Source organism: Schwartzia succinivorans DSM 10502 (assembly GCF_900129225.1).
In the GTDB taxonomy this organism is placed as follows: domain Bacteria; phylum Bacillota; class Negativicutes; order Selenomonadales; family Selenomonadaceae; genus Schwartzia; species Schwartzia succinivorans.
Genome location: NZ_FQUG01000004.1, coordinates 22,022 through 44,941 on the forward strand (window position 1 = coordinate 22,022; position 22,920 = coordinate 44,941).

23 protein-coding genes are annotated in these 22,920 nt (G+C 44.5%); 1 reads left to right on the plus strand and 22 read right to left on the minus strand.

Annotated features, from left to right (window positions below; translation table 11 throughout):
* Nucleotides 1-107: 107 nt before the first annotated feature.
* The 22 genes from BUA83_RS04975 to BUA83_RS05080 all read right to left on the minus strand — a co-directional run bounded on the left by BUA83_RS04975 (nt 108) and on the right by BUA83_RS05080 (nt 20,775).
* Nucleotides 108-1,721 (minus strand): MBL fold metallo-hydrolase RNA specificity domain-containing protein, encoded by a 1,614-nt coding sequence (locus BUA83_RS04975; protein WP_072935116.1) that lies wholly within the window; start codon nt 1,719-1,721, stop codon nt 108-110.
* A gap of 32 nt (nt 1,722-1,753) precedes the next feature.
* Nucleotides 1,754-2,674 (minus strand): UDP-N-acetylmuramate dehydrogenase, encoded by a 921-nt coding sequence (gene murB, locus BUA83_RS04980; RefSeq protein ID WP_072935117.1) that lies wholly within the window; start codon nt 2,672-2,674, stop codon nt 1,754-1,756.
* Between the two features lie 15 nt (nt 2,675-2,689).
* On the minus strand, nt 2,690-3,169 hold the full coding sequence (trmL, locus tag BUA83_RS04985) for a tRNA (uridine(34)/cytosine(34)/5-carboxymethylaminomethyluridine(34)-2'-O)-methyltransferase TrmL (protein WP_072935118.1): 480 nt from the start codon (nt 3,167-3,169) through the stop codon (nt 2,690-2,692).
* Nucleotides 3,170-3,367: 198 nt separating this feature from the next.
* Nucleotides 3,368-5,020 carry a dihydroxy-acid dehydratase gene (gene ilvD / locus BUA83_RS04990; RefSeq protein WP_072935398.1) on the minus strand — a complete coding sequence of 551 codons (1,653 nt, stop codon included), beginning with the start codon at nt 5,018-5,020 and terminating at the stop codon, nt 3,368-3,370.
* 156 nt (nt 5,021-5,176) lie between these two features.
* Entirely contained in the window at nt 5,177-5,929 is a 753-nt protein-coding gene (locus tag BUA83_RS04995; RefSeq protein ID WP_159430478.1) for a phenylacetate--CoA ligase family protein, read from the minus strand.
* A gap of 256 nt (nt 5,930-6,185) precedes the next feature.
* Nucleotides 6,186-6,971: a CheR family methyltransferase gene (locus BUA83_RS05000; protein WP_072935399.1), complete on the minus strand. Its 786-nt coding sequence runs from the start codon at nt 6,969-6,971 to the stop codon at nt 6,186-6,188.
* Between the two features lie 96 nt (nt 6,972-7,067).
* Entirely contained in the window at nt 7,068-8,348 is a 1,281-nt protein-coding gene (locus BUA83_RS05005) for a radical SAM family protein (protein WP_094756479.1), read from the minus strand.
* Nucleotides 8,341-8,928 (minus strand): aminoacyl-tRNA hydrolase, encoded by a 588-nt coding sequence (gene pth, locus BUA83_RS05010; protein ID WP_072935121.1) that lies wholly within the window; start codon nt 8,926-8,928, stop codon nt 8,341-8,343. Before pth ends, BUA83_RS05005 begins: the two co-directional genes overlap by 8 nt.
* A 105-nt stretch (nt 8,929-9,033) precedes the next feature.
* Nucleotides 9,034-9,861, minus strand: a complete 828-nt coding sequence (locus BUA83_RS05015; RefSeq protein ID WP_072935400.1) for an undecaprenyl-diphosphate phosphatase — start codon at nt 9,859-9,861, stop codon at nt 9,034-9,036.
* Between the two features lie 86 nt (nt 9,862-9,947).
* A complete protein-coding gene (locus BUA83_RS05020) occupies nt 9,948-11,264 on the minus strand; it encodes an amidohydrolase (protein WP_094756480.1) in 1,317 nt (438 codons plus the stop codon).
* A 151-nt stretch (nt 11,265-11,415) separates the two neighbouring features.
* Complete coding sequence (locus tag BUA83_RS05025) at nt 11,416-12,147, minus strand: SagB/ThcOx family dehydrogenase (protein ID WP_072935122.1); 732 nt, start codon at nt 12,145-12,147, stop codon at nt 11,416-11,418.
* A gap of 14 nt (nt 12,148-12,161) precedes the next feature.
* On the minus strand, nt 12,162-12,863 hold the full coding sequence (gene hisIE, locus BUA83_RS05030; RefSeq protein WP_072935123.1) for a bifunctional phosphoribosyl-AMP cyclohydrolase/phosphoribosyl-ATP diphosphatase HisIE: 702 nt from the start codon (nt 12,861-12,863) through the stop codon (nt 12,162-12,164).
* Nucleotides 12,857-13,615 carry an imidazole glycerol phosphate synthase subunit HisF gene (gene hisF / locus BUA83_RS05035; RefSeq protein WP_072935124.1) on the minus strand — a complete coding sequence of 253 codons (759 nt, stop codon included), beginning with the start codon at nt 13,613-13,615 and terminating at the stop codon, nt 12,857-12,859. Before hisF ends, hisIE begins: the two co-directional genes overlap by 7 nt.
* Nucleotides 13,615-14,343 carry a 1-(5-phosphoribosyl)-5-[(5-phosphoribosylamino)methylideneamino]imidazole-4-carboxamide isomerase gene (gene hisA, locus BUA83_RS05040; RefSeq protein WP_072935125.1) on the minus strand — a complete coding sequence of 243 codons (729 nt, stop codon included), beginning with the start codon at nt 14,341-14,343 and terminating at the stop codon, nt 13,615-13,617. The genes hisF and hisA overlap by 1 nt, the downstream gene beginning before the upstream one ends.
* Nucleotides 14,344-14,356: 13 nt before the next feature.
* Nucleotides 14,357-14,965, minus strand: coding sequence for an imidazole glycerol phosphate synthase subunit HisH (gene hisH, locus BUA83_RS05045; protein WP_072935126.1), 609 nt, complete (start codon nt 14,963-14,965; stop codon nt 14,357-14,359).
* Between the two features lie 21 nt (nt 14,966-14,986).
* Nucleotides 14,987-15,571, minus strand: a complete 585-nt coding sequence (gene hisB, locus BUA83_RS05050) for an imidazoleglycerol-phosphate dehydratase HisB (protein ID WP_072935127.1) — start codon at nt 15,569-15,571, stop codon at nt 14,987-14,989.
* 5 nt (nt 15,572-15,576) lie between these two features.
* The gene (gene hisC / locus BUA83_RS05055) at nt 15,577-16,641 is read right to left on the minus strand and encodes a histidinol-phosphate transaminase (RefSeq protein WP_072935128.1); all 1,065 of its coding nucleotides are present in this window, start codon (nt 16,639-16,641) and stop codon (nt 15,577-15,579) included.
* Between the two features lie 3 nt (nt 16,642-16,644).
* Nucleotides 16,645-17,985 carry a histidinol dehydrogenase gene (hisD, locus tag BUA83_RS05060; protein WP_072935129.1) on the minus strand — a complete coding sequence of 447 codons (1,341 nt, stop codon included), beginning with the start codon at nt 17,983-17,985 and terminating at the stop codon, nt 16,645-16,647.
* Entirely contained in the window at nt 17,982-18,653 is a 672-nt protein-coding gene (gene hisG / locus BUA83_RS05065) for an ATP phosphoribosyltransferase (RefSeq protein WP_072935130.1), read from the minus strand. The genes hisD and hisG overlap by 4 nt, the downstream gene beginning before the upstream one ends.
* A 106-nt stretch (nt 18,654-18,759) precedes the next feature.
* The gene (locus tag BUA83_RS05070) at nt 18,760-19,269 is read right to left on the minus strand and encodes an HD domain-containing protein (RefSeq protein ID WP_072935131.1); all 510 of its coding nucleotides are present in this window, start codon (nt 19,267-19,269) and stop codon (nt 18,760-18,762) included.
* Nucleotides 19,269-20,456: an ATP phosphoribosyltransferase regulatory subunit gene (gene hisZ, locus BUA83_RS05075; RefSeq protein WP_407695184.1), complete on the minus strand. Its 1,188-nt coding sequence runs from the start codon at nt 20,454-20,456 to the stop codon at nt 19,269-19,271. Before hisZ ends, BUA83_RS05070 begins: the two co-directional genes overlap by 1 nt.
* 7 nt (nt 20,457-20,463) lie before the next feature.
* Nucleotides 20,464-20,775, minus strand: coding sequence for a YerC/YecD family TrpR-related protein (locus tag BUA83_RS05080; RefSeq protein ID WP_072935132.1), 312 nt, complete (start codon nt 20,773-20,775; stop codon nt 20,464-20,466).
* Between the two features lie 205 nt (nt 20,776-20,980).
* On the opposite strand from BUA83_RS05080, the gene BUA83_RS05085 reads away from it, so the two are divergent.
* Nucleotides 20,981-22,912, plus strand: coding sequence for a peptidase U32 family protein (locus tag BUA83_RS05085; protein ID WP_072935133.1), 1,932 nt, complete (start codon nt 20,981-20,983; stop codon nt 22,910-22,912).
* Nucleotides 22,913-22,920 lie beyond the last annotated feature (8 nt).

The following is a 22,920-nucleotide window of genomic DNA, read 5'->3' on the forward strand; positions in this document are numbered from 1 at the left end:
CTCACAGGACTAATTTCAAAAGGCAAATTATCTTTAACCATGTTAGCACACAAACCATAGAGCGTCAATGTAAAACCTTGTTTATCTATGATGTATACAATAAACACTTACATTCCACTGTACGGAGTGAGCAGTTTTTTCATATACTTCCATCCTTTATCAAATGTACGGATTATGGAATCCATCATTTCAGGACGGCGGATAGCAAACTGAAGTACACTGCGTCTGATCTGACGGTATTCGGAATCAAAGCCGCGGAGAACATCTTCCATCTCCATCTCAACAGAAACCTTAGGCATGTTGGAAAGCTCTATCGTACTTGTACGGCCGGATATTTTTGCTACATCTCCGCGGAAAGGAATATAGACCTCAATGCCAAATTCCTTATGTATTTGAGCCTTCAAATCTTCCTGTGCGGTTGGCTCGCCGTGAACAACAAATATTTTTGCAGGTTTAGGTTCAGTAATATGACCTATCCAGTCGATAATCTGCTGGCTGTCAGCATGAGCAGAGAAACCATCGAGCATTTTTATCTGAGCCTGTACAGCGATTTCTTCGCCCAATACCCTGACTCGTTTAATTCCATCAACGAGTCTCCGCCCAAGGCTTCCATCAGCCTGATAGCCGGCAAAAAGAATAGTTGACTCAGGTCTCCACAGATTATGCTTCAAATGATGAAGTATACGGCCTGCATCTGCCATTCCGCTGGCTGAAAGGATAATAGCAGAACTTTCAGAGCTGTTCAAAGCCCGTGATTCTGCTGCAGTTTCGCATATACGAAGATGAGGCATTTGAGGAACCTTGCCTTCTGTTTTAAGAAGTTCAATTGCTTCTTCATCAAATTCCCGATAATTTTCAAGGAAAATACGCGTAGCAGAAATAGCAAGAGGACTGTCAAGAATTACCGGAACATCATCTATACGTCCCGATTTCCAAAGCTTATAAAGATAATACAACAGGGTCTGAGTACGGCCTACCGCAAACGCAGGTATAATTACATTTCCGCCGCGATCCATTGTATCGTTGATGATTTCTGCCAAAGCCTCTTCCTTGTCGTAAACCTGATGAATACGATCACCATAAGTAGATTCAACAAGAAGAAAATCAGCACCTTTAACTAACGTCGGATCTTTGATTATGGGTTGATCCGGCTGTCCAAGGTCACCTGAAAAAACTAATTTAGAGGTTTTACCTTCTTCGGTTATGTTTAGTTCAATAATAGCAGAACCCATTATATGTCCTGCATCATAAAAAGCAGCCTGAACCGTATCGAAAATATTAAACTGATCATTATATGGAACAGGTGAAAAATGCTTCAGGCAGGCAGCAGCATCATCCAGAGTATACAAAGGCTTTATCGGCTGTTCACCGCTGCGCTGTCCCTTTCTGTTTAACATTTCCGTATCCGACTGTTGGATATGTGCGGAGTCCGGGAGCATTATTCCTGCAAGATCGCACGTAGCTTTGGTTGCGTAAATATTACCCTTGAAGCCTTCATGATAAAGCCTCGGAATCAGACCGCAGTGGTCTACATGCGCATGAGTGAGCAGCACACAGTCAATTTCTGCCGGAATAAAATTAAATTCATCATAATTCTGTGATCTGATTCTTTTAGACCCCTGGAACATTCCACAGTCAATCAGAATCTTATGGTCATTTGTTTCGAGAAGATAGCAGGACCCGGTAACAGTGTGAGCAGCTCCCAAAAAACTTAGACGCATGATGAATCACTCCCTCTTTTTTATGGAAAGATTTAATTGAATTTTCCTATCATCCTTACCTCAGGCTGCAGCATGACATGGTGCTTTTCGTTGACACGCCGCTGTACCTCGTGTATCAGTTCAAGAACGTCTGCGGCAGTAGCATGGTCCGTATTGACGACAAAGCCCGCGTGCTTGGGAGAAACCTCTGCACCGCCGATGCGGAACCCTTTAAGTCCCGTCTGTTCAATCAATGTTCCCGCAAAATATCCTTCAGGGCGCTTGAATGTACTCCCTGCACTTGGGAATTCAAGGGGCTGCTTCTGAATACGGCGCTGAGTAAAATCCTTCATTTTGGAAGAAATCTCTTCCTGATTCCCTTTTTCCAAAGACAGCTCAATTTCACAGATTATCTGATTGTTGTCCTGAAAAATGCTGTGACGGTATGCAAAACCAAGTTGATTTGCATCATAATGAAAAATCTTGCCATCAAAGGAAACGGCAGTTACACCTGTAACAACATTCTTCATCTCACCATCGTAGGCACCGGCATTCATAAAAACAGCACCGCCGACACTGCCTGGGATTCCGACGGCAAATTCCATACCGGTAAGTGAATTTTCACCGGCCCACTTGGAAACCGCGCCAAGAATAGTTCCTGCCCCTACAAGCACCTTGTCATCCTGTGGTTTGATATATGAAAAAGGACTTCCGAAGGAGCAGACAATTCCGGCGATACCGTTATCAGAAACAAGTATATTGGAACCATTGCCCAGAACCGTAACTGGAACATCACATTCCCCGGAGATTTTGAAAATCGACTGCACTTCTTCAATAGATGAAGGCATCACAAAAAAATCAGCGTTTCCCCCGATTTTAAATGTCGAATGTTTACTCATTGGTTCATCAACTAAAATTTGTTTACTATTTAAAACCTCGTTTAATTTCTGAAGTACTAAAGATTTATCAAACAAAAATATCACCCGTTATCATATTGCTTCTTGTCCAACTATTTTCAAGCTGTAGAAATCCAACTGCCGCAGTGCTTCATAGGAGGCAACGGCAACAGCATTGGAAAGATTTAGGCATCGTGCTTCCTCCCTCATAGGAATCCGCACACAGGTATCCCAATGCTCACTCAAAATCGTCTCGGGAATACCTGCAGTTTCCTTTCCGAAAACAAGAAAATCATCCTCTGTGTACGAAACATCACAGTGGCTTTGTGGAGCTTTTGACGAAAAAAAGTAAAAATTATTGTTCGGATACTTGTCCAAAACAGCCTGGAAATTATCATGATACTCGATTGATACAAGATTCCAGTAATCCAATCCCGCACGTTTCAAGTATTTATCCTCGACAGAAAATCCCAGAGGCTTTACAAGATGAAGCGTGAAGCCTGTTGCGGCACACAATCTTGCAATGTTGCCTGTATTTCCGGGAATTTCCGGTTCAATCAGTACGATATGCAAATTTATTCTCCATTCATCCTATTATTTCGATTTAATTATAACGCCATTGTTCAAGTTTTGCCACAGGCAAAACCTCCTCTATCAGCGTTTCATCGCTTGCGATATAATGCCTTTAATCAAAGTTTGCCACAGGCAAAACCGTAACAACAAAAAAGCAGCCCTATGGCATAAAGCCAAGAGCTGCTTTCAAATAAATTTTTACTTGAGGACTGCACCTGTGCTTGCAGATGTTGTCAGTCTTGCATAGCGTGCAAGATAACCGGTTTTAATCTTCGGTTCCGGCTGTTTCCACTCTTTGCGGCGTTTTTCCAGTTCCTCATCGCTTACTTCAAGCTCAAGTTTGCGGTTTGGAATATCAATGGAAATAATATCTCCGTCTTTTATAAGACCTATCGGGCCGCCGGCCATGGCTTCAGGAGAAATATGTCCGATACATGCTCCCTGACTTGCTCCGCTGAAGCGTCCGTCTGTTATCAGGCCGACCTTCAGTCCCATGCCCGTGATTGCTGCAGTCGGGTTAAGCATCTCCTGCATTCCCGGGCCGCCCTTAGGTCCCTCATAGCGGATGACAACAACGTCACCATCGTGAATCTGACCGCCCATTATAGCGTTGATTGCATCTTCTTCGGAGTCATAGCATTTCGCAGTACCCTTGTATGTGAGCATATCCTCTTTGACCGCGGAAGCCTTTACAACCGCATAATCAGGACACAAATTACCCTTCAGTATTGCAATACCGCCCTCATTCCGATACGGGTTCTCAACGCTGTGAATTACATCAGGACGGGTAATCTCGGCGTTTTTAATTCTGTCTTCGACTTTTCCTGTTACAGTCAGAGCATCCAGATGAATCAAACCTTTTTTTGAAAGCTCCTTCATAACAGCCGGGATGCCGCCGGCTTCATTGAGATCCTGAATATGATACGTACCGCCCGGGCTGAGCTTTGTGATGTACGGAGTCTTGCGGCTGATTTCATCAAAAAGCGGCGCAGGAATTTCAATACCTGCTTCATGAGCGATAGCAGTCAGATGAAGAACCGTATTGGACGAGCCGCCTATACCCATATCAACGGTAATAGCGTTTTCAAATGCTTCCTTTGTGAGAATATCACGAGGTTTAATGTCATTCTTTACGAGATTCATTACAACTTCACCTGCGCGGCGTGCAAGGCGCTGTCTTGCGCCTGTATATGCAGCAGGAATTGTTCCGTTGCCCGGAAGCCCCATACCGAGTACTTCAGTGAGACAGTTCATTGTGTTTGCCGTGAAAAGTCCCGCGCAGGAACCGCATCCCGGGCAGACACTCTCTTCAATTTCTGCCATCTCTGCCTCGGATATCTCTCCTGACGCAAACTTGCCCGCAGCTTCAAACGCCTGACTTACGCTGACATCTTTTCCTTTATAACGGCCTGCCAGCATCGCACCGCCGCTGACAACAACAGAAGGAATATTAAGGCGTGCAGCTGCCATAAGCATACCCGGCACTACCTTATCGCAGTTTGGAATCAGTACCAGACCGTCAAAGCCTGATGCCGTAGCCACAGCCTCGATTGAATCAGCAATCAGCTCGCGGCTTGCAAGAGAAAATTTCATTCCTGTGTGGCCCATTGCAATTCCGTCGCATACACCAATTGCAGGAAATTCCATCGGTGTACCGCCGGCTGCAGCAACACCAAGCTTTGCCGCATCAGCAATAGTACGCAAATGTACATGCCCTGGAATAACTTCGTTGAAAGAGTTACAAATACCGATAAGAGGCTTTTTTATGTCCTCCGGTCCAAATCCCAAAGCATAAAAAAGAGAACGATGGGCACATCTTGTTGGCCCTTTTTTTACTACATCACTGCGCATGCTCATTCCACCCTACTCCAAATTTTTATCAAATTGATAAATTTTGTGTCTTATTATACAACTCATTTGTATTTTCTTCAATAAAAAATACAGCCTGTCTCAAATCGAGAAGGCTGTATGCAAATTTAATTATTTGTGTTCGTGCTCACTGTACACTCAAAAACTGCTCATTGGCGTAATTATGCGGATAAATGTACGCCCACAGGTACATGGCTCATCTGTTATCATAACTGCCTGACCGGTTCTGTACCTTATCAATGGCATTGCTTCTGCCGTCAGCGTTGTGAGAACAAGCTCCCCCATACAGTTAAATTCATGGATTACTTCGTTTCCGCCAAAAGCAACTATTTCCGGATAAAAATAATCCTGCTGTATATGCTGACCGACATGTCCCTCGCATTGGAAAAACATACCGATACATCCAAACTCCGCGGAAGAGAACAAATCATAAACCTCTGTTCCTGTTCTTTTTTCCAAGTGCATCTTTAAGGGATTCTGCAGTGTTTCATTCAGGCACAGTATTTTATGCAGCGGAAAATTTGAAATTTCCAGTCCGCTTGCCTGCAGCTGAATGACAAGACGAAGAATGCGTCTCGCAGAACCAATGATAGTATCAACATGAGCTGCTTCCAGCAGCTTAAGTGTGCGTTCATAGTCGGTACTCAACGGTACAGCAGCAGCACCGATTGCTTCAAGCGCCTGCTGTGCATCAAACAAACCGCTGTCAGCCATATCGCCAAGAAGTCCGACAATAGATGCTCTTGAAATACCTGCCGCGGTAAGGACACGTGAAGTCATTTCAACATTTGCTGCTATATCGTTTATCGTGTACATGTGCACCGTGGGCTGCGGATGCTCCCATAAACTGATTCGGGCAACTCCACTGAGCGGAAGTGTGAGCAAATCCATAGCTGAAACCTGCTGCAATTCCTTACTCAGCGTAAAAGGGAATTTCTCAATATCTGTTAAAGACTCAAACTGCTTGGGATCACATTCCGATTCATCGAACTTATTCCGATAAAAACTGCTCTTTGAATATGCCCATTCGAGTGTTTTATGTAAGCGTTCAAACTGCAGTGCTTTCAGGGCTTCACTATTTATTTGTTCCATTTCACGATTTGCTAACATAGTGTTGCACCGCCTGATGTATAAAGAAAATGACGTATCACTCTAATGGCCGCTGATAGAAGAACGGCTGATAGCTCGTATAACCAAGTCTGCGGAAATTCAATATAGCCTCAGTTGCGCCGACAAAAAGGATACCGCCCGGCTTCAGTGCCTCAAAGAAATGTGCATAGAGCTCATCCTTTGCAGCTTCCGTAAAATATATGACTACATTACGGCACAGAATCAGGTCAAATCCCTTTTCAAACGGATCCTTGAGGAGATTGTGACGTTTGAATTCAATGCACTGTTTAATTTCATTTTTGACAGCATACTTTCCATCTGCAGTCTTATCAAAGTACTTCGCAATTCTTTCAGGAGTCATGCTCTTGATTTCATTATCCTGATATACTCCGCGTTTAGCCTTGGCCAATATTTCAATATCAAGGTCACTTGCCAGAATACGATGCCTTGTATTTGGAGTCATTTCCTTCAATATCATCGCCAAAGAATAAGGCTCCGCACCAATAGAGCAGCCCGCACTCCAAATATTCAGCTTAGGCGAGCGTTTCATCAAATCAGGAATTACATCCGTTTCCAGTTTGGAAAATTTGTCAGGGGTACGGAAAAATTCTGAAACGTTTATTGTCAGGTACTCAATAAACTCTGCAAAATCATCCTTATTTTTTGCAACATGATCAAAATATCCTGAGAAGGAGTCGAACTCACTTCTGGAAACAAGATTTCCGATTCTGCGCTTCATCTGTGGTTCTTTATACAAATCAAGATCAATCTCGGTCCTGCTTTTAAGTTTTTGTTTAAAGGTTTTCCAATCCTGCTCATCCATAGCCATAACTTGGACACTCCTCTCCACTATCAACAAAATAATATAATCCTTATTCTATATATATTCCACTCGAAAAGCAAAAATCCTCTTTTAAATTTAAACTTTATGATTGTTTCCCTGATAATGACTGAAATTTCCTATAACTAAATCAGGACGGGAGTCGGCCAGCATGTTGATAAATGCCTTGGTTCCCAAAAGCTCACCCTTTGCTTTCGGCATGACCGAAGCAAAAACATCCGGATCAATATTCAGATTTCGTACCTGTATCATCTGAATAGGATATTCCCTGAGGAAATCAACCCAGGCTGCCGCTTCTTCCTCTCTGTCATTAAATCCTGGGAAATACAGCATGTTAAGCGAAATATATACCCCGTGCTCCAGCGCGTATTTTATTGACGCCTTTACATTATCCAATGTGTAGCTGCATCTGTAATATGCGGAATAGCTTTCGTCGTTTGCACTGATAATGCTGACACGCATGCTGTCCAGTCCGGCATCAACGATTTTTTTGATTCCTTCCGTATAGCCTGCATTGGAATTGATATTTATCTGACCGTTAGATGTTTTTTTGCGAATCTGTTTGATTGCTTCGGCTATCGTATCTGCTGCAAGTGAAGGCTCTCCTTCACAGCCCTGACCAAAGCTGATTATCGCTTCAGGAGCGGTCTGGAGATGATAGGTTCCGAGAGAAGCAACCTCCTCTACCGTTGGGCGGAAAGATATTCTTTCCTGCGGCGAAGGACAGCACTCTGCAGGCTGAAGTGAAATGCAGCCCAAACAGTTAGCGTTGCAAGAGGGCGAAGTAGGTATTCCGGCTTCCCAGCGATGATAAAAAATGTTCTGGGCAGTGAGACAGTGCCACTCCAGCGAACAATTTGCCAAATGTTCTACAAGCCTGTTATCAGGTAAATCCTTCTTCACCTGTTTTACCAGCTTTTTCAATGAACCTGTGTTGTACCCTGCCGGATCCCATTTATGATTCTCATCTGTGTAGACAGCAGCAGCGTAAAGCTCGTCTTTATAAAGGACTACTGCAGTATATCCATAAAGAGGAAGCATTCCTGCGTTTTTTTCCTTCTTGAATGCCGGCATAAACAGTCTTGTGTAGCCTGCAGGCAAAATCGCAGATACCGCAACTCCGTCCAGTTCTACTATTTCCCCGTCCGCATTTCTTCCGATTGCCTTTCTGTCAGGAAGAAACATTAAATCAGCTGTTTCCGGAAGAGGAATCAAATCCTCAGGCTCGAGCTCGATGATTCTGTCATCAATTCTTGCCAATGCTTCTACTCCCGGAGCATCATATATTTCTCCGTCGGAAGCAGCAAAAAGAGCTGTTATCTCTGATTTCTTTTTGCGTTTATCTGACATATCATTCATCCTTACTTTTCTTCACTTTGCGTGGGTTAAAACGATTCATGGCTATATCCGCGCCTTCTTTTACAATACATTCAACAGCGGGAACAAGCTTATCTATAGCTTCTTTGACTGCGGCTGCATCTTCCGTATTGAACGGACTTAAAACATGATGTATAACGGTTGAATGTTCACCCGGACGTCCGATTCCGATACGGACCCGGGGAAAATTTTCATCCTTTACATGCGCAAGAACTGATTTCATTCCGTTATGACCGCCTGAGCTTCCCTTTTTTCTTATTCGGATAGTTCCTGCCGGAATATCCATGTCATCGTGGGCGACAATCAAATCTTCGGGAGTAAGCTTGTACCATGAAAGCAACGGACCTACCGCTCTTCCGCTTTCATTCATAAACGTCTGGGGTTTTACCAGCAGAACCTTTTCCGAACCGATATATACTGACGCTACCAGCGCGTTTTCCTGAGTTTTCCACGAGGCTGCATTAAACTTTTTAGCAAGCTCGTCTACAAGCATGAAGCCGACATTATGTTTTGTCAAAGCGTATTCGTTTCCGGGATTACCTAATCCGGCAATGAGTTTCAAAACTATCCCTCCATTTTACTTACCATTATTCTACCATACTTTAATACAGCCAAAAAGAAGACCTAAGCTAATGATATACGCTCAGGTCTCCAAATTATCCTATACTTAATGAACCGGATCGCCAACAAGGAAGAAATAGGCCAGGACAAGAATTCCAAGCGCTATTCTATACCATCCAAAAGCTTTGAAGTCATTTTTCTTGATATACTGAAGCAGGAATTTGATGGACAGAACAGAAACCACAAAGGCAGTAACCATTCCAACGGCAAGAATAACAAGCTCCGTGCCTGTATAATCCCAGCCGAATTTTACAATTTTAAGGAGACTTGCTCCGAACATAACCGGTATTGCCAGGAAGAAGGTAAATTCCGTTGCAACATATCTTGAAGCACCAAATAAGATACCGCCGATTATTGTTGCACCGGAGCGTGAAGTACCCGGAACAAGGGACAAAACCTGAAAAAATCCTATGATTAATGCTGTTTTATAGTCCAGTTTCTCAAGCTTTGTTACCCGCGGCTGGCGGCGCTTATTATAATTTTCCACCAAAATAAACATTATTCCGTAGAAAATCAAAGTAAAAGCAACAACCTGAGCAGTCATGAAATGCTCTTCCATGAATTTGTTAAAAGCAAGTCCTATAACCGCAGCAGGCATACATGCTGCAATAACCTTATACCAAAGCTGAAAGGTCTGCTTTTTTTCTTCCTTGCTCTTGAATGAAGAAAACGGATTCAAACGTTCAAAATTCAAAACAACAACAGCCAGAATAGCTCCAAGCTGTATAACAACAAGGAACATATCCATAAATGCTTTGGAAACATTCAGTTTTATAAATTCATCCACCAAAATCATGTGGCCTGTGCTGCTGACCGGGAGCCATTCTGTCAGACCTTCAACTACGCCCAAGACAATGGTCTTCAAAAGCTCAATAAAATTTAACTCCACAATATCCCTCCTGGTTTGCCTTAAATCAACAATGAATTATTATACCACAAATCCAGAGAGTGTCACTGAAATTATTTTTTTGAAGTCAAAAGCTGGGATAAGGAGTAGCACATCATCTTGGCAGAATGTGCCAATGCCGTTTCATCAAAATTGAAATGCGAATCGTGATGTCCTGCAGCAAGCTCTGCACCCACCATCATGTAAGCAGCCTGACCGCCGTGGCTCTGTACCTTCTCCATGAAATAGGAAAAATCTTCGCTGGCACCAAAATCACATTCGCCAACAATATTCTTGAAAATGCCGATTTCTTTTGCTTTATCCTTCAAAAATGCTGCCAGCTCAGGCGAATTGCTTCCGCCGGCCGCACCGCCAACCTTCTTTATTTCAACATCTACGCCGTACATCGCAGCGGCAGCGTTCAAAATTCTTGCTGCCTCGTCTTCCATGAACTTGTTGATTTCAGTAGTAGAACCGCGTGTTTCAAGCTGAATGAGTGCTTTATCTCCTACGACGTTTCTTCCGCTTCCTGCTATAAGTTTTCCTACATTGATTCGGGAAACACCTGCAGAATGACGCGGTATCGCATGAAGATTAAGCGCTGCGCATGCTGCTGCAAGAAGAGCATTTCTGCCTTCCTCCGGTGCTGCTCCTGCGTGTGCCGGTTTTCCCGTAAATGCTGCATCGAACTTCGTTGTAGCCAGGAAGCCTGTAACATCACAGGCAATGTCGCCTGTATGCTTCATTTTGAATCCGAAGTGCGCACCCAGAAGATAATCAACGTCATCCACAACGCCGTTTTCAGCCATGGCATGTGCGCCGCGTACTCCTTCCTCCGCAGGCTGGAAAATAATCTTAAAGGTTCCTGCCAATTCATCCTTCATTTCAGAAAGAATTTTGGCAACGGCAAGACCTACTGTAGTATGTCCGTCATGACCGCAGGCATGCATTTCTTTTTCGTGTGTGGAGGAAAAGCCCTGCTGGTTCGGAAAATGCTTCTCGTCACTTGTTTCAGTTACATCATTGCAGTCCATATCGCAGCGCAATGCGACTACAGGGCCCGGCTTTGCAAAATGAAAAATACCGACAACGCCTGTAAGGCCTCCGGTCATTTTTTCTACCAAATCAGGATTTGCTCCTTCGCTGACTGCACGCTTCTGAGCGTTGCGAAGAGCTTCATCTGACGGCAGCCCCATCATAGCATCTTTCTTGACTGCCTTCTCTCCTACGAGAACCTCGTATCCATAGGAAGAAAGCTTTTCCGCAACCAAAGAAGCAGTACGGAACTCAGTCCAGCCTGTTTCGGGGTGGCGGTGAATATCCCTGCGCTGTTTTATCAAATCATCCTTCATTGCGTCAACTTTTGCGATTATTTCATTCAAGATTTCCATGTCTTTACCCCCGATTTATCTAATAAAATGGACGCTGGTAAATTTACTCAAATTTACTGCAGCGCCCTTGCTACTACACGACTTAGTATAGAACATACAGACAGATAATCAATGAAACACGCTAATGTATTCGTGTATACATGGGACTGCGTTACGCCTTACCCACGGACGCACCATACACAACGAAATCATTTTCTCCATCAAAGCCTAAATATGAATTTAACGCATCATCATAAAATGAGCCGATTGCACACGCACCGAGCTTTTGAACGTATGACGCCAGATAAAGGTTCTGGCACACGTGTCCCGCATCAAGGTAAAGATAGCGCATAGCACGCATGCTGTACTTGTACGCCATCCTTTTGTAATCAGCAGCCCATAAAAATGTCACAGCACTTGTCTGAACCATTTTTTTCGATGTAAAGAAAGGATATACCTCATCAATGATGTTATTGCCAAGCTTAATAGCCTCCAAAGCGTGGTCAACGGCAAGGAATCGGTATAACCCCGGCTCAAGGCCATCAACACGCTGTATCAAAAGATATGTTTCAAATGCATGTGACGCGCCCGCAGAAGGAACATTACGAATAGTAATGCCCTCCGGAAGAACCATTTTTATTCCCTGAGTACACCAGAGTAAAAAAGACAGCTGCTGCAGCGAAATCGAAGCTTCGTTATACTGGCGCACAGACGCTCTGAGCTCAGCCAGTTCAAGAAAATTGACAGGAACGTCAGGAAGAAGTCCCGGCTCAGGCAGCGGAATTATCTTTGCGTCAGCTGCAGGCTGCTTTTCGACAGCAGGCTTTGGCTCATTGATATGAGGCTCGATATTCTCAAGCGATGTCTCAAGCAGAAAAAATTTAGTAAAATCTGATTCAGTCATAAATAACCCCCGAATTACATTTCAGGTCTGATACCTGTTTTTCCTTCAAATTTGTGGTAGCTTCCGCCCTGCCGACGATTCATAAGCTCCCTGAAAATAGTTTCGGGAGAAATGTTATGAAATGCCAGCAGCACTAAACAATGATACCACAAATCTCCCATCTCGTAAGTTATTTCGTCTTTTTTCATATTTTTTGAAGCGATAATAACCTCAGCAGCCTCTTCACCGACTTTTTTCAGGATTTTATCCTGTCCCTTGTCAAAAAGATAGTTCGTATACGAGCCTTCTATCGGGTGAAGCTGACGGTCCTGGATTACCTTGTAGAGTTCGTTTATAACAGTTGCAAGAGGCTGTTTCTTCTCTTCCTCCACAAGGGCAATACTGTTTTCGCTGCCTACGAGCTTTCTTCCGCTGAAGCATGTATATGAACCAGTATGACATGCCACACCGGTCTGATGAACCTTTACAAGCAGCGTATCACCGTCGCAGTCGTAAGATATTTCCAGTACCTTCTGGGTATTTCCAGAAGTCTCGCCCTTATTCCACAGCTTTTTCCTGCTGCGGCTGTAAAACCACGTATAGCCTGTTTCCAAGGTCTTTTCGAGTGACTCCTTATTCATATACGCCAGCATGAGAACCTGGCCGTTTTCTTCCTGAATAATTGCCGGTACAAGACCGTTATCATCAAATTTAACCATTGAAATGTCAATCATAATCTTACCTCCACTCCACGTGATTTAAGATATTCTTTTACCTGACGTACAGTAAATTCTCCATAATGAAAAACAGAAGCGGCAAGGACTGCATCTGCCTTGCCCTCCGTAAGAACATCGTAAAAATGCTCCAATCTGCCCGCGCCGCCTGATGCGATTACAGGCACGTTTACTGCCTCCGAGACAGCACGGGTCAAAGGAATATCATATCCGTTCTTGGTGCCGTCGGCATCCATGCTGGTAAGCAGAATTTCTCCTGCGCCCAGTGCAACGGCTTTTTTCACCCAGGATATGCAGTCAATTCCTGTAGGTGTGCGTCCGCCATTGATATAAACTTCCCATTTATCTTCACCGCATTTTCTGGCATCAACTGCCAAAACAACGCACTGACGCCCGAACTTTTCGGCGCCCATTTTAAGGAGTTCGGGATTATGAACAGCAGCACTGTTCAACGAGGTTTTATCCGCGCCGGCCTTGAGCATTGTCCGCATATCCTCAACAGAACGAATCCCGCCACCTACAGTAAACGGGATAAAGACCTGTGATGCGCACGAAGCCGCGACATCAGCCATAGTATTACGGTTTTCGTTTGAAGCGGTGATATCGAGAAATACAAGCTCGTCAGCACGCTCAGTATCGTAACGTGATGCCAGCTCCACCGGGTCTCCCGCATCGCGCAGACCGACGAAATTTGTACCTTTAACGACACGTCCGTTTTTTACATCAAGACATGGAATTATGCGTTTTGTCAGCATTACGCACGTGCCTCCTCAAGAGCTTCCTTCAAATCAATTTTTTGCGTATAAATTGCCTTGCCGATAATCAGTCCTGTAACGCCGTCCTTCTCATGCTCCTTGACAGCATACACATCCTTCATGGAAGAAACACCGCCGGAAGCTACCACAGAGACACCTGATGCCTTTGCAATCGCAACAGTCTCATCAATATTTATTCCGTTCAGCGTTCCGTCCTTTGAAATATCAGTATAAATAATAGTCTTTACTCCAAAGTCTGCCATCTGCTTTGAAAGGTCAACAGCAGAGACCGTACTTTCTGTCCCCCAGCCGTTGGTGGCTACCATCCCGTTTCGTGCATCAATCCCCACGACAATCCTGTCGGAACCAAACTCTCTGCATGCCTCTTTTACCAACTGAGGGTTGCTTACGGCAGCCGAACCGAGGATTACACGAAACAGCCCAATATTCAAAGCCGTTTCTATATTATCCATGCTGCGTATTCCACCGCCAAGTTCTACCTTTAACGAAGTGTTCCCTGTAATACGGCGGATTATATCCGCATGAACGGAATGTCCCGATAAAGCACCGTCCAAATCAACCAAGTGCAGATAATGTGCTCCACAGGACTCAAATTCCTTTGCAACTGCTTCAGGAGTATCCGAAAAGGTTGTACTCTGACTAAAATCGCCCTTGAACAGGCGGACACATTTACCTTCGTGCAAATCAATTGCCGGAAAGATATCCATTCCAGTCATCCTTTCAATAATCAAGAAAATTTTTTAAGATTTGCAACCCAACATCACCTGATTTTTCAGGATGAAACTGTGCAGCCATAATATTTTTATACGCAACCGACGCGGTAAGCTTCTCACCGTATTCGGTTACAGATGTAATTATATCACTTTTATCCGGTACAGCATGAAAACTGTGTACAAAATAGACATAAGGCTGCCCGGATAAACCTTTGAACAGCCCATTGTCATGATTATCTACAATACTTAATGAATTCCAGCCCATGTGCGGAATTTTTAGTCCTGTATCCCGGATTTTGCACACTTTACCCTTTAAAATGCCAAGTCCCGGAACCCCCGGAGATTCCTCACTGCTTTCGAATAAAATCTGAAGACCAACGCATATTCCCAGCATAGGCGTTCCTGCTTCTATGCGTTCTTTAAGCGCTTCCTTGAGGCCGCTGGCTTCAAAATTTTTCATACAGTCACCGAATGCTCCAACTCCCGGCAAAACGAGCTTATCAGCTTTCATGACTACGGACGGATCAGATGTAACGACAGCATCCGCTCCCAATGAATGAAACGCCTTTTCCACACTAAAAAGATTTCCGACACCATAATCCAAAATCGCTATCATAGGATTGTGACACCTTTCATATTAAAGAGTTCCTTTAGTAGATAAAACACCCTTGATTGTTTTGTCCTCTTGGCAGGCAATTTTCATTGCATGTCCCAGCGCCTTGAAAACCGCCTCTATTTTATGATGGGAATTTGTCCCGTAAAGAACCTTTGCATGAAGAGTTATGCCTGCATGAAATGCAAAGGCACGTAAAAATTCCTCGGTAAGCTCGGTATCATATTCGCCAATCATCGGTGCAACAGCACCTGAATCATATACTATAAACGGACGTCCGCTGATATCAACTGCCGCGAATGCAAGAGCTTCATCCATAGGCACATAGAACGAACCGTATCGTGTAATGCTCTCCTTCTTTCCAAGAGCCTTACAAAATGCATCACCCAAAGTGATTCCGATATCTTCAACAGAATGATGTCCGTCAACATTCAGGTCGCCGTTGCATGAAACATCAATATCGAATGACCCGTGCCTTGCGAACAATGTCAGCATGTGGTCAAAAAATCCGATTCCGCTGTTTATGGAGCTTTTTCCGCTTCCATCTATATTCAGATGAATCTTTACGGATGTTTCAAACGTTTTGCGGCTGATTTCAGCTTTACGCATTGTAGCTACCGCCCTTCTGCAAAATTACGAATTGCTTTCATAACAGCATTATTTTCTTCAGGGGTTCCGATTGAAATACGCAGGCAGTTATCCAGCATCGGAGCGTTTCCAAAGCTTCTTACACCTATTCCGTAGTTCAACAGACGTTCATTTAGCTCCTTCGCCTTATCGTACCGCAAAAGCAGGAAGTTCGTATCGGAAGGATATACTTTGACGCCCGGAAGTGACAGGAATTCCTCATACATACGGTCACGCTCACTGATTACCATTTCAATACGGGGATCAAATTCATCATACATCTGCATGACAACAGAAGCAACAACCGTAGAAAGTACATTCAAATAGTATGGCTTAAAAACCTTGCCTACTGTTGAAATTATGTCCTTATCTGCCAAAAGATAGCCCACTCTTATTGCTGCCAGGCCAAATGCTTTTGAAAAAGTACGCGCTACCATCAAATGCGGATATTTGGACATAAGGGAAACCGCGCTTGCCTTTTTACCTGCAAATTCAACGTACGCTTCATCAACCAAAAACGCGCAGTCAATTTCCTTGGCGATTTTTTCAATATCCTCAACAGGAATCAAACCGCCAGTCGGGTTATTGGGATTGCATACAACTGCCAAAGATGCCTTTTGGCTTTTAACTGCCTCAATAAATTTTTCCGCGTTAAATTTATAATCGTCATCCAGCGGAACTGCAATGCCCTCTGCATCCGCGGATTTTACGCATATCGGGTACATTGAAAAGGACGGCTGCATATATACAATTTTGTGACCTTCACCGCCAAAAGCGTAAAAAATCTTGTCTATTATCTCGCTGGAGCCGTTTCCCAGCCATACATTTTCCTTCTGCAGCCCGAAACGCTTTGCAATTATTTCGGACAAATCCTCCGGCTCCGTGTTTGGATAACGGTTAAAAGCAATCCGTGACAAGCTGCTCAAGACACGCTCTTCAACCAAAGGAGGCAGATTCCATCCTGATTCATTGGCGTTTACTTTGATATTCCAGTCACGTTCGACAACATCGTAGACCGGGAGGTTGTCTATATCCTTTCGGTAATCAAGCATACCTTACTTCTCCCTTCTCAGGCGGATAGCATTGGCATGTGCCTGAAGCCCCTCCGTCTCGGCAAGGCGGATAATGTCCTCGGACACATCACTAAGTGCCGGCTGTGTATAGGAAATAAAGCTTGTACGTTTCATAAATGTTTCTACGTTGAGTACTGAATAATACCTTGCTGTTCCACCTGTAGGAAGAATATGGTCAGGGCCTGCAAAATAATCACCCAGCGGCTCCGGCGAATATGCACCAAGGAAAACAGCGCCTGCATGGCGTACATACGGAAGAAGCTCGAACGGATTTTCCGTGAGAAGCTCCAAATGCTCAGGTGCGGACAGATTTGCAAAATCCATAGCCTGCATCATATCCTCGGCTATGATAATCATTCCGTTCCTTTCGATAGACGCGCCGGCAATCTCCTTTCGCGGAAGCTGCGCAAGCTGCTTTTCTACCTCAGCCGCAACCTTTTCTGCGAGCTCAGCGCTGTTGGTTATTACTATGCTTGATGCCAGCGGGTCATGCTCTGCCTGGCTGAGCATATCTGCAGCCGTATAGACAGGGTCCGCCTTTTCATCAGCTACGATAAGAATCTCGCTTGGACCTGCCAGCATATCAATATCAACATGTCCGTAGACAGCCTTTTTGGCAAGAGTAACGAAGATGTTTCCCGGGCCTGTAATTTTATCAACACGGGGGATTGTTTCAGTACCGAACGCAACAGCAGCTATAGCCTGTGCTCCGCCGATTTTATAAATCTTTTTTACACCAATGTATTTTGCTGCCAAAAGAACATATGGATTGATTTTACCGTCACGCGGCGGGCACATCATAATGATTTCCTTAACTCCTGCCACAGCAGCCGGAACCGCATTCATTACAACAGAGGACGGATATGCAGCCGTGCCTCCCGGAACATAGATTCCTACACGGTCAAGAGGAATAACCGACTGACCAAGAAGAGAGCCTTTCTCCCTGTATGTCATCCAGGAGGTCGGTTTCTGCTCCTCGTGGTATCTGCGTACATTTTCGATGGATTTCTTCAAGGATTCAATGACCTTCGGGTCTGCCTGTGCTTCTGCCGCAGCGAACTCATCTTCGCTTACCAAAAACTGATCCGGTGTGAACTCTGCACGGTCAATGAGCTTAGTATATTTCATAACAGCCTTGTCACCGTCGCGGCGCACATCCGAAACAATCATGTCTACAATTTCGGCAGCCGTCATATCACGTCCGAACAGCTTTATGTTTCCTTCACGGATTTTGGGATTAAGCTCCACCTGGTCAAAAGGAGCCTTCTCCAAATACTTTTCTACCTTCTCAACACCGAGTTCCTTTACGTTTAAGATTTTCATTTATTCCCTTCAGCCCTTTCAGTTAGAATCTGTTTCATTTTTTCAGTCAAGCTGTATATACGGTCAAACTTCAAACGGAAGCTTACACGGTTTGCAACAAGTCTCGCAGAAGCATCCATAATATGGACAATCTCTTCGAGATTATTTTCCTTCAATGTGGTTCCTGTCTCGACAATATCAACGATACTCTCGGAAAGCCCCACTATAGGTCCAAGCTCAATTGACCCGTTAAGCTTTATGTATTCCATCTGCATACCGTGCTCATTAAAAAATTTTTCAGCAATATGCGGGAATTTTGTCGCAACTCTCGTATGTGTGTAATCAGTCAGCTTATCACGCTTTTTATCCTTCGGCACGGCCATCATTAAATGACATTTACCAAAGCCCAGATCCAAAAGCTCATAAACATCCTGCCCTGATTCCACAAGCACATCCTTGCCGATGATTCCTATATCCGCTGCACCATATTCGACATAAGTCGGAACATCTGCAGTTTTTGATATGATAAATTTTACCTTCTGAGCTTCATTGGTGATAACAAGCTTTCGGGATGAATCAGTAAGGCCATCGGCAGAAATACCGGCTTCCCTGAACAAATCAACAGCCAGTGGAAAAAGCTTTCCTTTGGGAAGTGCAATTGTTAAATACTCATTTTCACTACTCTGCATTATGTCCTCCATTAATGTCTTTACTATATTAAAGTACTAATATGATGATATGCTAACATGTGATTGTAACATTGTCAATCCATTTAAGCGTTTTTATTTAAAATAATCAATTTTTAGAATCGGCAAGCTGAAGAATTTTGAGCTCGATACTGCGCTCCGATAAATTCCGGTCATGATGGCGGGAAATCATATCCGCTTCTTTATCCATGCCAATTTCCCTCAGCATTTTTTCTCCAATTTGAGGATGGAAGAAGTAAACATGAAACAGTCCTGACAGCCAGCCGTTGTTTTTCCCTGCCTGCCTACGTGCAAAATCAGGAAAACAACCTGCAATGATAACAGCAATCGACTTTTCCCATACGTTCATGCTTCCGTTGACACGTCCTACATCGTGCAGCAGGGCTGACCGCCGCAGCAAATCGGAATCGCATTCCTCTGACTTGGCAATTTCAAGCGCAGTATACGCAACATGGAGCGCATGATACTGATCGGCTGTTGACATGTTCCAAAACAGCTTTTGTGCCTCAGCCGGCAGATACATTTCTACATACTGCCTGTCCGCTTCTGTCAGCGACGCGGTAACTGCACGGTAAAACTGATATAACCGCCCTGCCATTATTCAACATACAGAAGCGAAGCATACTTTTTCTCTTTTTGATATGCTTCCGCTTCTTCCTTTGTCATAGCATATGGGGCAAGTTCAACGACCAGCCCCTCGTTCCTTTTCCTCTGAGCTGATTCGATTGCAGTCTTTATCTTGCCAGGTGTATACGCAACAAAGCAGTCTTTTTTCAGTGTCTCCGAAGACGCTCCCTCACGTTCGACAGCCAGCATGATACGTTCAATCCCCAGCGCAAAGCCTGTTGACGGGCACGCGGCGCCGAAATCCGAAAGCATTCGGTCGTATCTTCCGCCTCCGCAGAGAGGGAATCCCATCTCCGGAGTATAAATTTCAAATACCATTCCCGTATAGTAATCAAAATCACGTATTACGCCCAAATCAAACTTGACGAACTCGGCAACTCCGTAGGACTCCAAAAGCTGATATATAGCAGACAGATTGTCCAATGCCCTTCTGCTCTGCTCATTGCACGCAATATCCCATGCCTTCTTCAATATTTCCTTGTCGCCGTGCAGGAGTGGAAGTGATGAAAGGATTTTCTTGCTGCGCTCAGGAAGCTGCGTCTGTTCGATTATTTCATGCAGTTTTACCAAATTTCTTTTTTCCAGTGCTTCCCGTATGTTTATCTGTGTCTCGTCCGAAAAATTGAACTCACTCATAAGACCGTTAATGAACTCAATCTGTCCTATGCACACGGTAAAATTTTCAAGACCGCATTGTTTGAGTCCCTGTATCGCCAAAGCGATTATTTCAGCATCAGCCTCTGCCGTACTGGGTCCCATGAATTCGACGCCGGCCTGATAAAACTCACACTGTCTGCCTGCCTGTGCCTGCTCATAGCGAAAAACATTGCTTACATATGAAAATTTAAGCGGACGTACCGCGTCTCTCATACGGCTTGCTACCACACGTGCAATAGGCGTAGTCATTTCATGACGCAGCGCCAGAGTTCTGTTTTGGCGGTCAAAAAACTTGAACATGTGAGGCTCTATAGCCTGACCGTTTCCTATGGTGAGAGTATCAAGATACTCTATAGATGGCGTAACAATCTCATCATAGCCCCATTTCGTAAACAGATTCATGAGGCTTGATTCTATAGAGCGTTTGCATGCTGCTTCCAAAGGCAAAAAATCCCGCGTTCCATACGGAATCTTGAGTGAATTCTTCAACATCGGTTTCATAATATATTTATTCCACCTTCCTGCTTTCCTTTTCCTTGAAACGCTGCAATATAACATTGTAGCCATCGGCACCGTAATTAAGGCACTTCTTCACGCGGCTGATTGTAGCCGTGCTTGCTCCTGTACGTTCAACAATAGCATCATAGGTATTACCCACAGAAAGCATACGCGCAACCTCAAGACGCTGTGCCAATGCCTTCAGCTCGCCTATAGTACATATATCCTCCAGGAACTCGTAGCATTCCTCCTGTGTCTTCAGGACCAGCAAAGCATCACAAAGCTGGTCGGTAAGTTCATCTTTGATTTTTGGATTTATCATACTAACACCACCACAATAATATTTTTTCTCTTTATTCCTTTACTCCGTGAAAATAATATAAAATAATTATAGCACACTTTAGTATAGAAACAAGTAAAAGGATAATAAAAATTTACAGAATGCCTAATTAGCAGGATTGCCTTTGGCAAAACCGTAATGAATGAGTTATAATAATGAAAGAATTCAATAAAGGAGAAAAATACTTATGACTTTGACACGCGAATCTGTCGAGCTTCTGGCACCGGCAGGAAACTTTGAAGTTCTTAAAGCTGCTGTAGACGCAGGAGCCGATGCCGTATACCTCGGCGGCAAGCATTTTAATATGCGCCTGCACCGTCAGGATATGAATTTCAGTGATGAAGAACTCAAAGAAGCTATTAAATATACGCACGAGCATGGCGTACGCCTTTATATCACCATAAACAACCTCATCAGCGAAGAAGAGCTTCCTGATTTGGAAAAGTTCCTGCAATACCTTGATACGATTAAGCCTGATGCTATTCTTGTACAGGATTTTGCCGTTATCGAGCTTGTAAAACGCCTCGGAATCAAGATTCCTCTCCATGCATCTATTATGATGAACACACATAACGAGCACGCTGTAAAGCTTCTGCAGCAGTATGGAATCACACGTGTTGTTGCCAGCCGAGAAATGTCTCTTACTGAGCTTTCCATTCTTCGTGAACGCACAGGCATCGAGGTCGAATACTTCGTTCACGGCGATATGTGCATTTCCGAGAGCGGCCAGTGCATCCACTCCGGTGTACTCTTCGGACAGAGCGGAAACCGCGGCCGATGCCTGAAACCCTGCAGATGGCCGTATGAGCTTCTCTATGAGGACACGCTGGAAAAAGCCCCGGATACGTCTGACGGACCGTATAAGCTGGCATTAAAGGACATGTGCATGTACCGCAACCTTCCGGATCTGATTCAGGCAGGAGTCGCTTCCTTCAAGATTGAGGGACGTATGCGCCCTGCTCCTTTCGTTCACGAGATTGTCAGCATTTACCGCCGTGCAATCGACGCATATATCGCTGACCCGACCGGATATCAGATTAACGAAGACGACTGGAAGGCCCTCTACAACAACCGTGCCCGTGATTTTTCCACATGCTTTGCCATGGGGCACCCTGACAAAAACGCAATCGGATTTGACGGAACACGCGAACCGCGCTTTTTCAGCAAGGCTATTCCCGAAGCTAAATACGGTGATGAAAAAACTACTCAGGAAGCAGCAGCGTCTGTTGAAAAGAAATCCTCTCTCGCTGTACGTGTCCGGGACATGGAAGGCTTAAAAGCCGCTATTGATGGCGGCGCTGACGCAGTTTATGCAGGCGGAGAAGTATATGCGCCTGCCAAGCCATGGACTCTTTCAGCATTGAAGGATGCAATCGACTACGCGCATAAGCACAATGTCCGTTTCATTTTGGATACCCCGCGCACTACAACCATGCGTGAGGTACAGGAGCTGGAGCTTCAGCTTGAAGCAGTTGAAGCATTAAAGCCGGACGGAATTCTGCTTGGCAATCCCGGAAGCATGTATCTTGCTGAAAAAATCACCTCGCTTCCGCTTCAGACAGATTTCTCGCTTAACCTCTTTAACCATACAGCGGCAGAATTCTTCAAGCGGCACCGTGTATCCCTTTCCACCGTTTCCTACGAGCTTTCGCTTCATCAGCTGACGGATATGGCTAAGAAAGCAGATGCTCCATTGGAGGTTATAGTCCACGGTGCATACGAGTCAATGATTTGCGACCATGATTTCCCGTCGCTGTCCAATCCGCAGGATTCCTTCAGCGAAGAATCGGATAAACACCGGTACGCGTTGAAGGACGAAACAGGAGCAATTCACTCCCTGCGCAGAGACCAGTACGGAAGAACGCATATCTTGTTCACCAACGACCTCTGTCTGTATCCGTATCTGCCGCAGCTTCATGCTGCAGTATCTAATTTCCGGATTGAGGCACAGGACATGGAGCCGGAGCTTGTAAAGAAAACAACCGCATTGTATAAGGAAGCTCTTAATAAGCTGGATAACAGAGCAGTTGAGCTTGACCTGAGCGTTATAGACAATCTCGAAAAGGAAAACAAACGTCCCTTCGGAATCGGAGCATACCGCTTTGCTGAATCAAAATAAATCAGGAG

Coding starts and splice junctions, on each gene's coding strand:
- BUA83_RS04995 (WP_159430478.1), bottom strand. CDS start 5,929: ATGGATTTGCTCACACTTCCGCTCAGTGGAGTTGCCCGAATCAGTTTA.
- BUA83_RS05000 (WP_072935399.1), bottom strand. CDS start 6,971: ATGGATGAGCAGGATTGGAAAACCTTTAAACAAAAACTTAAAAGCAGG.
- hisF (WP_072935124.1), bottom strand. CDS start 13,615: ATGCTGACAAAACGCATAATTCCATGTCTTGATGTAAAAAACGGACGT.
- hisB (WP_072935127.1), bottom strand. CDS start 15,571: ATGCGTAAAGCTGAAATCAGCCGCAAAACGTTTGAAACATCCGTAAAG.
- BUA83_RS05070 (WP_072935131.1), bottom strand. CDS start 19,269: ATGGCAGGGCGGTTATATCAGTTTTACCGTGCAGTTACCGCGTCGCTG.
- hisH (WP_072935126.1), bottom strand. CDS start 14,965: ATGATAGCGATTTTGGATTATGGTGTCGGAAATCTTTTTAGTGTGGAA.
- hisG (WP_072935130.1), bottom strand. CDS start 18,653: ATGCAGAGTAGTGAAAATGAGTATTTAACAATTGCACTTCCCAAAGGA.
- BUA83_RS05080 (WP_072935132.1), bottom strand. CDS start 20,775: ATGATAAATCCAAAAATCAAAGATGAACTTACCGACCAGCTTTGTGAT.
- hisC (WP_072935128.1), bottom strand. CDS start 16,641: ATGCTTGATTACCGAAAGGATATAGACAACCTCCCGGTCTACGATGTT.
- ilvD (WP_072935398.1), bottom strand. CDS start 5,020: ATGCGCAGTGATGTAGTAAAAAAAGGGCCAACAAGATGTGCCCATCGT.
- hisA (WP_072935125.1), bottom strand. CDS start 14,343: ATGGATATCTTTCCGGCAATTGATTTGCACGAAGGTAAATGTGTCCGC.
- BUA83_RS05025 (WP_072935122.1), bottom strand. CDS start 12,147: ATGACTGAATCAGATTTTACTAAATTTTTTCTGCTTGAGACATCGCTT.
- BUA83_RS05020 (WP_094756480.1), bottom strand. CDS start 11,264: ATGGAAATCTTGAATGAAATAATCGCAAAAGTTGACGCAATGAAGGAT.
- BUA83_RS05085 (WP_072935133.1), top strand. CDS start 20,981: ATGACTTTGACACGCGAATCTGTCGAGCTTCTGGCACCGGCAGGAAAC.
- hisZ (WP_407695184.1), bottom strand. CDS start 20,456: ATGAAACCGATGTTGAAGAATTCACTCAAGATTCCGTATGGAACGCGG.
- hisD (WP_072935129.1), bottom strand. CDS start 17,985: ATGAAAATCTTAAACGTAAAGGAACTCGGTGTTGAGAAGGTAGAAAAG.
- BUA83_RS05005 (WP_094756479.1), bottom strand. CDS start 8,348: ATGAATGATATGTCAGATAAACGCAAAAAGAAATCAGAGATAACAGCT.
- BUA83_RS04975 (WP_072935116.1), bottom strand. CDS start 1,721: ATGCGTCTAAGTTTTTTGGGAGCTGCTCACACTGTTACCGGGTCCTGC.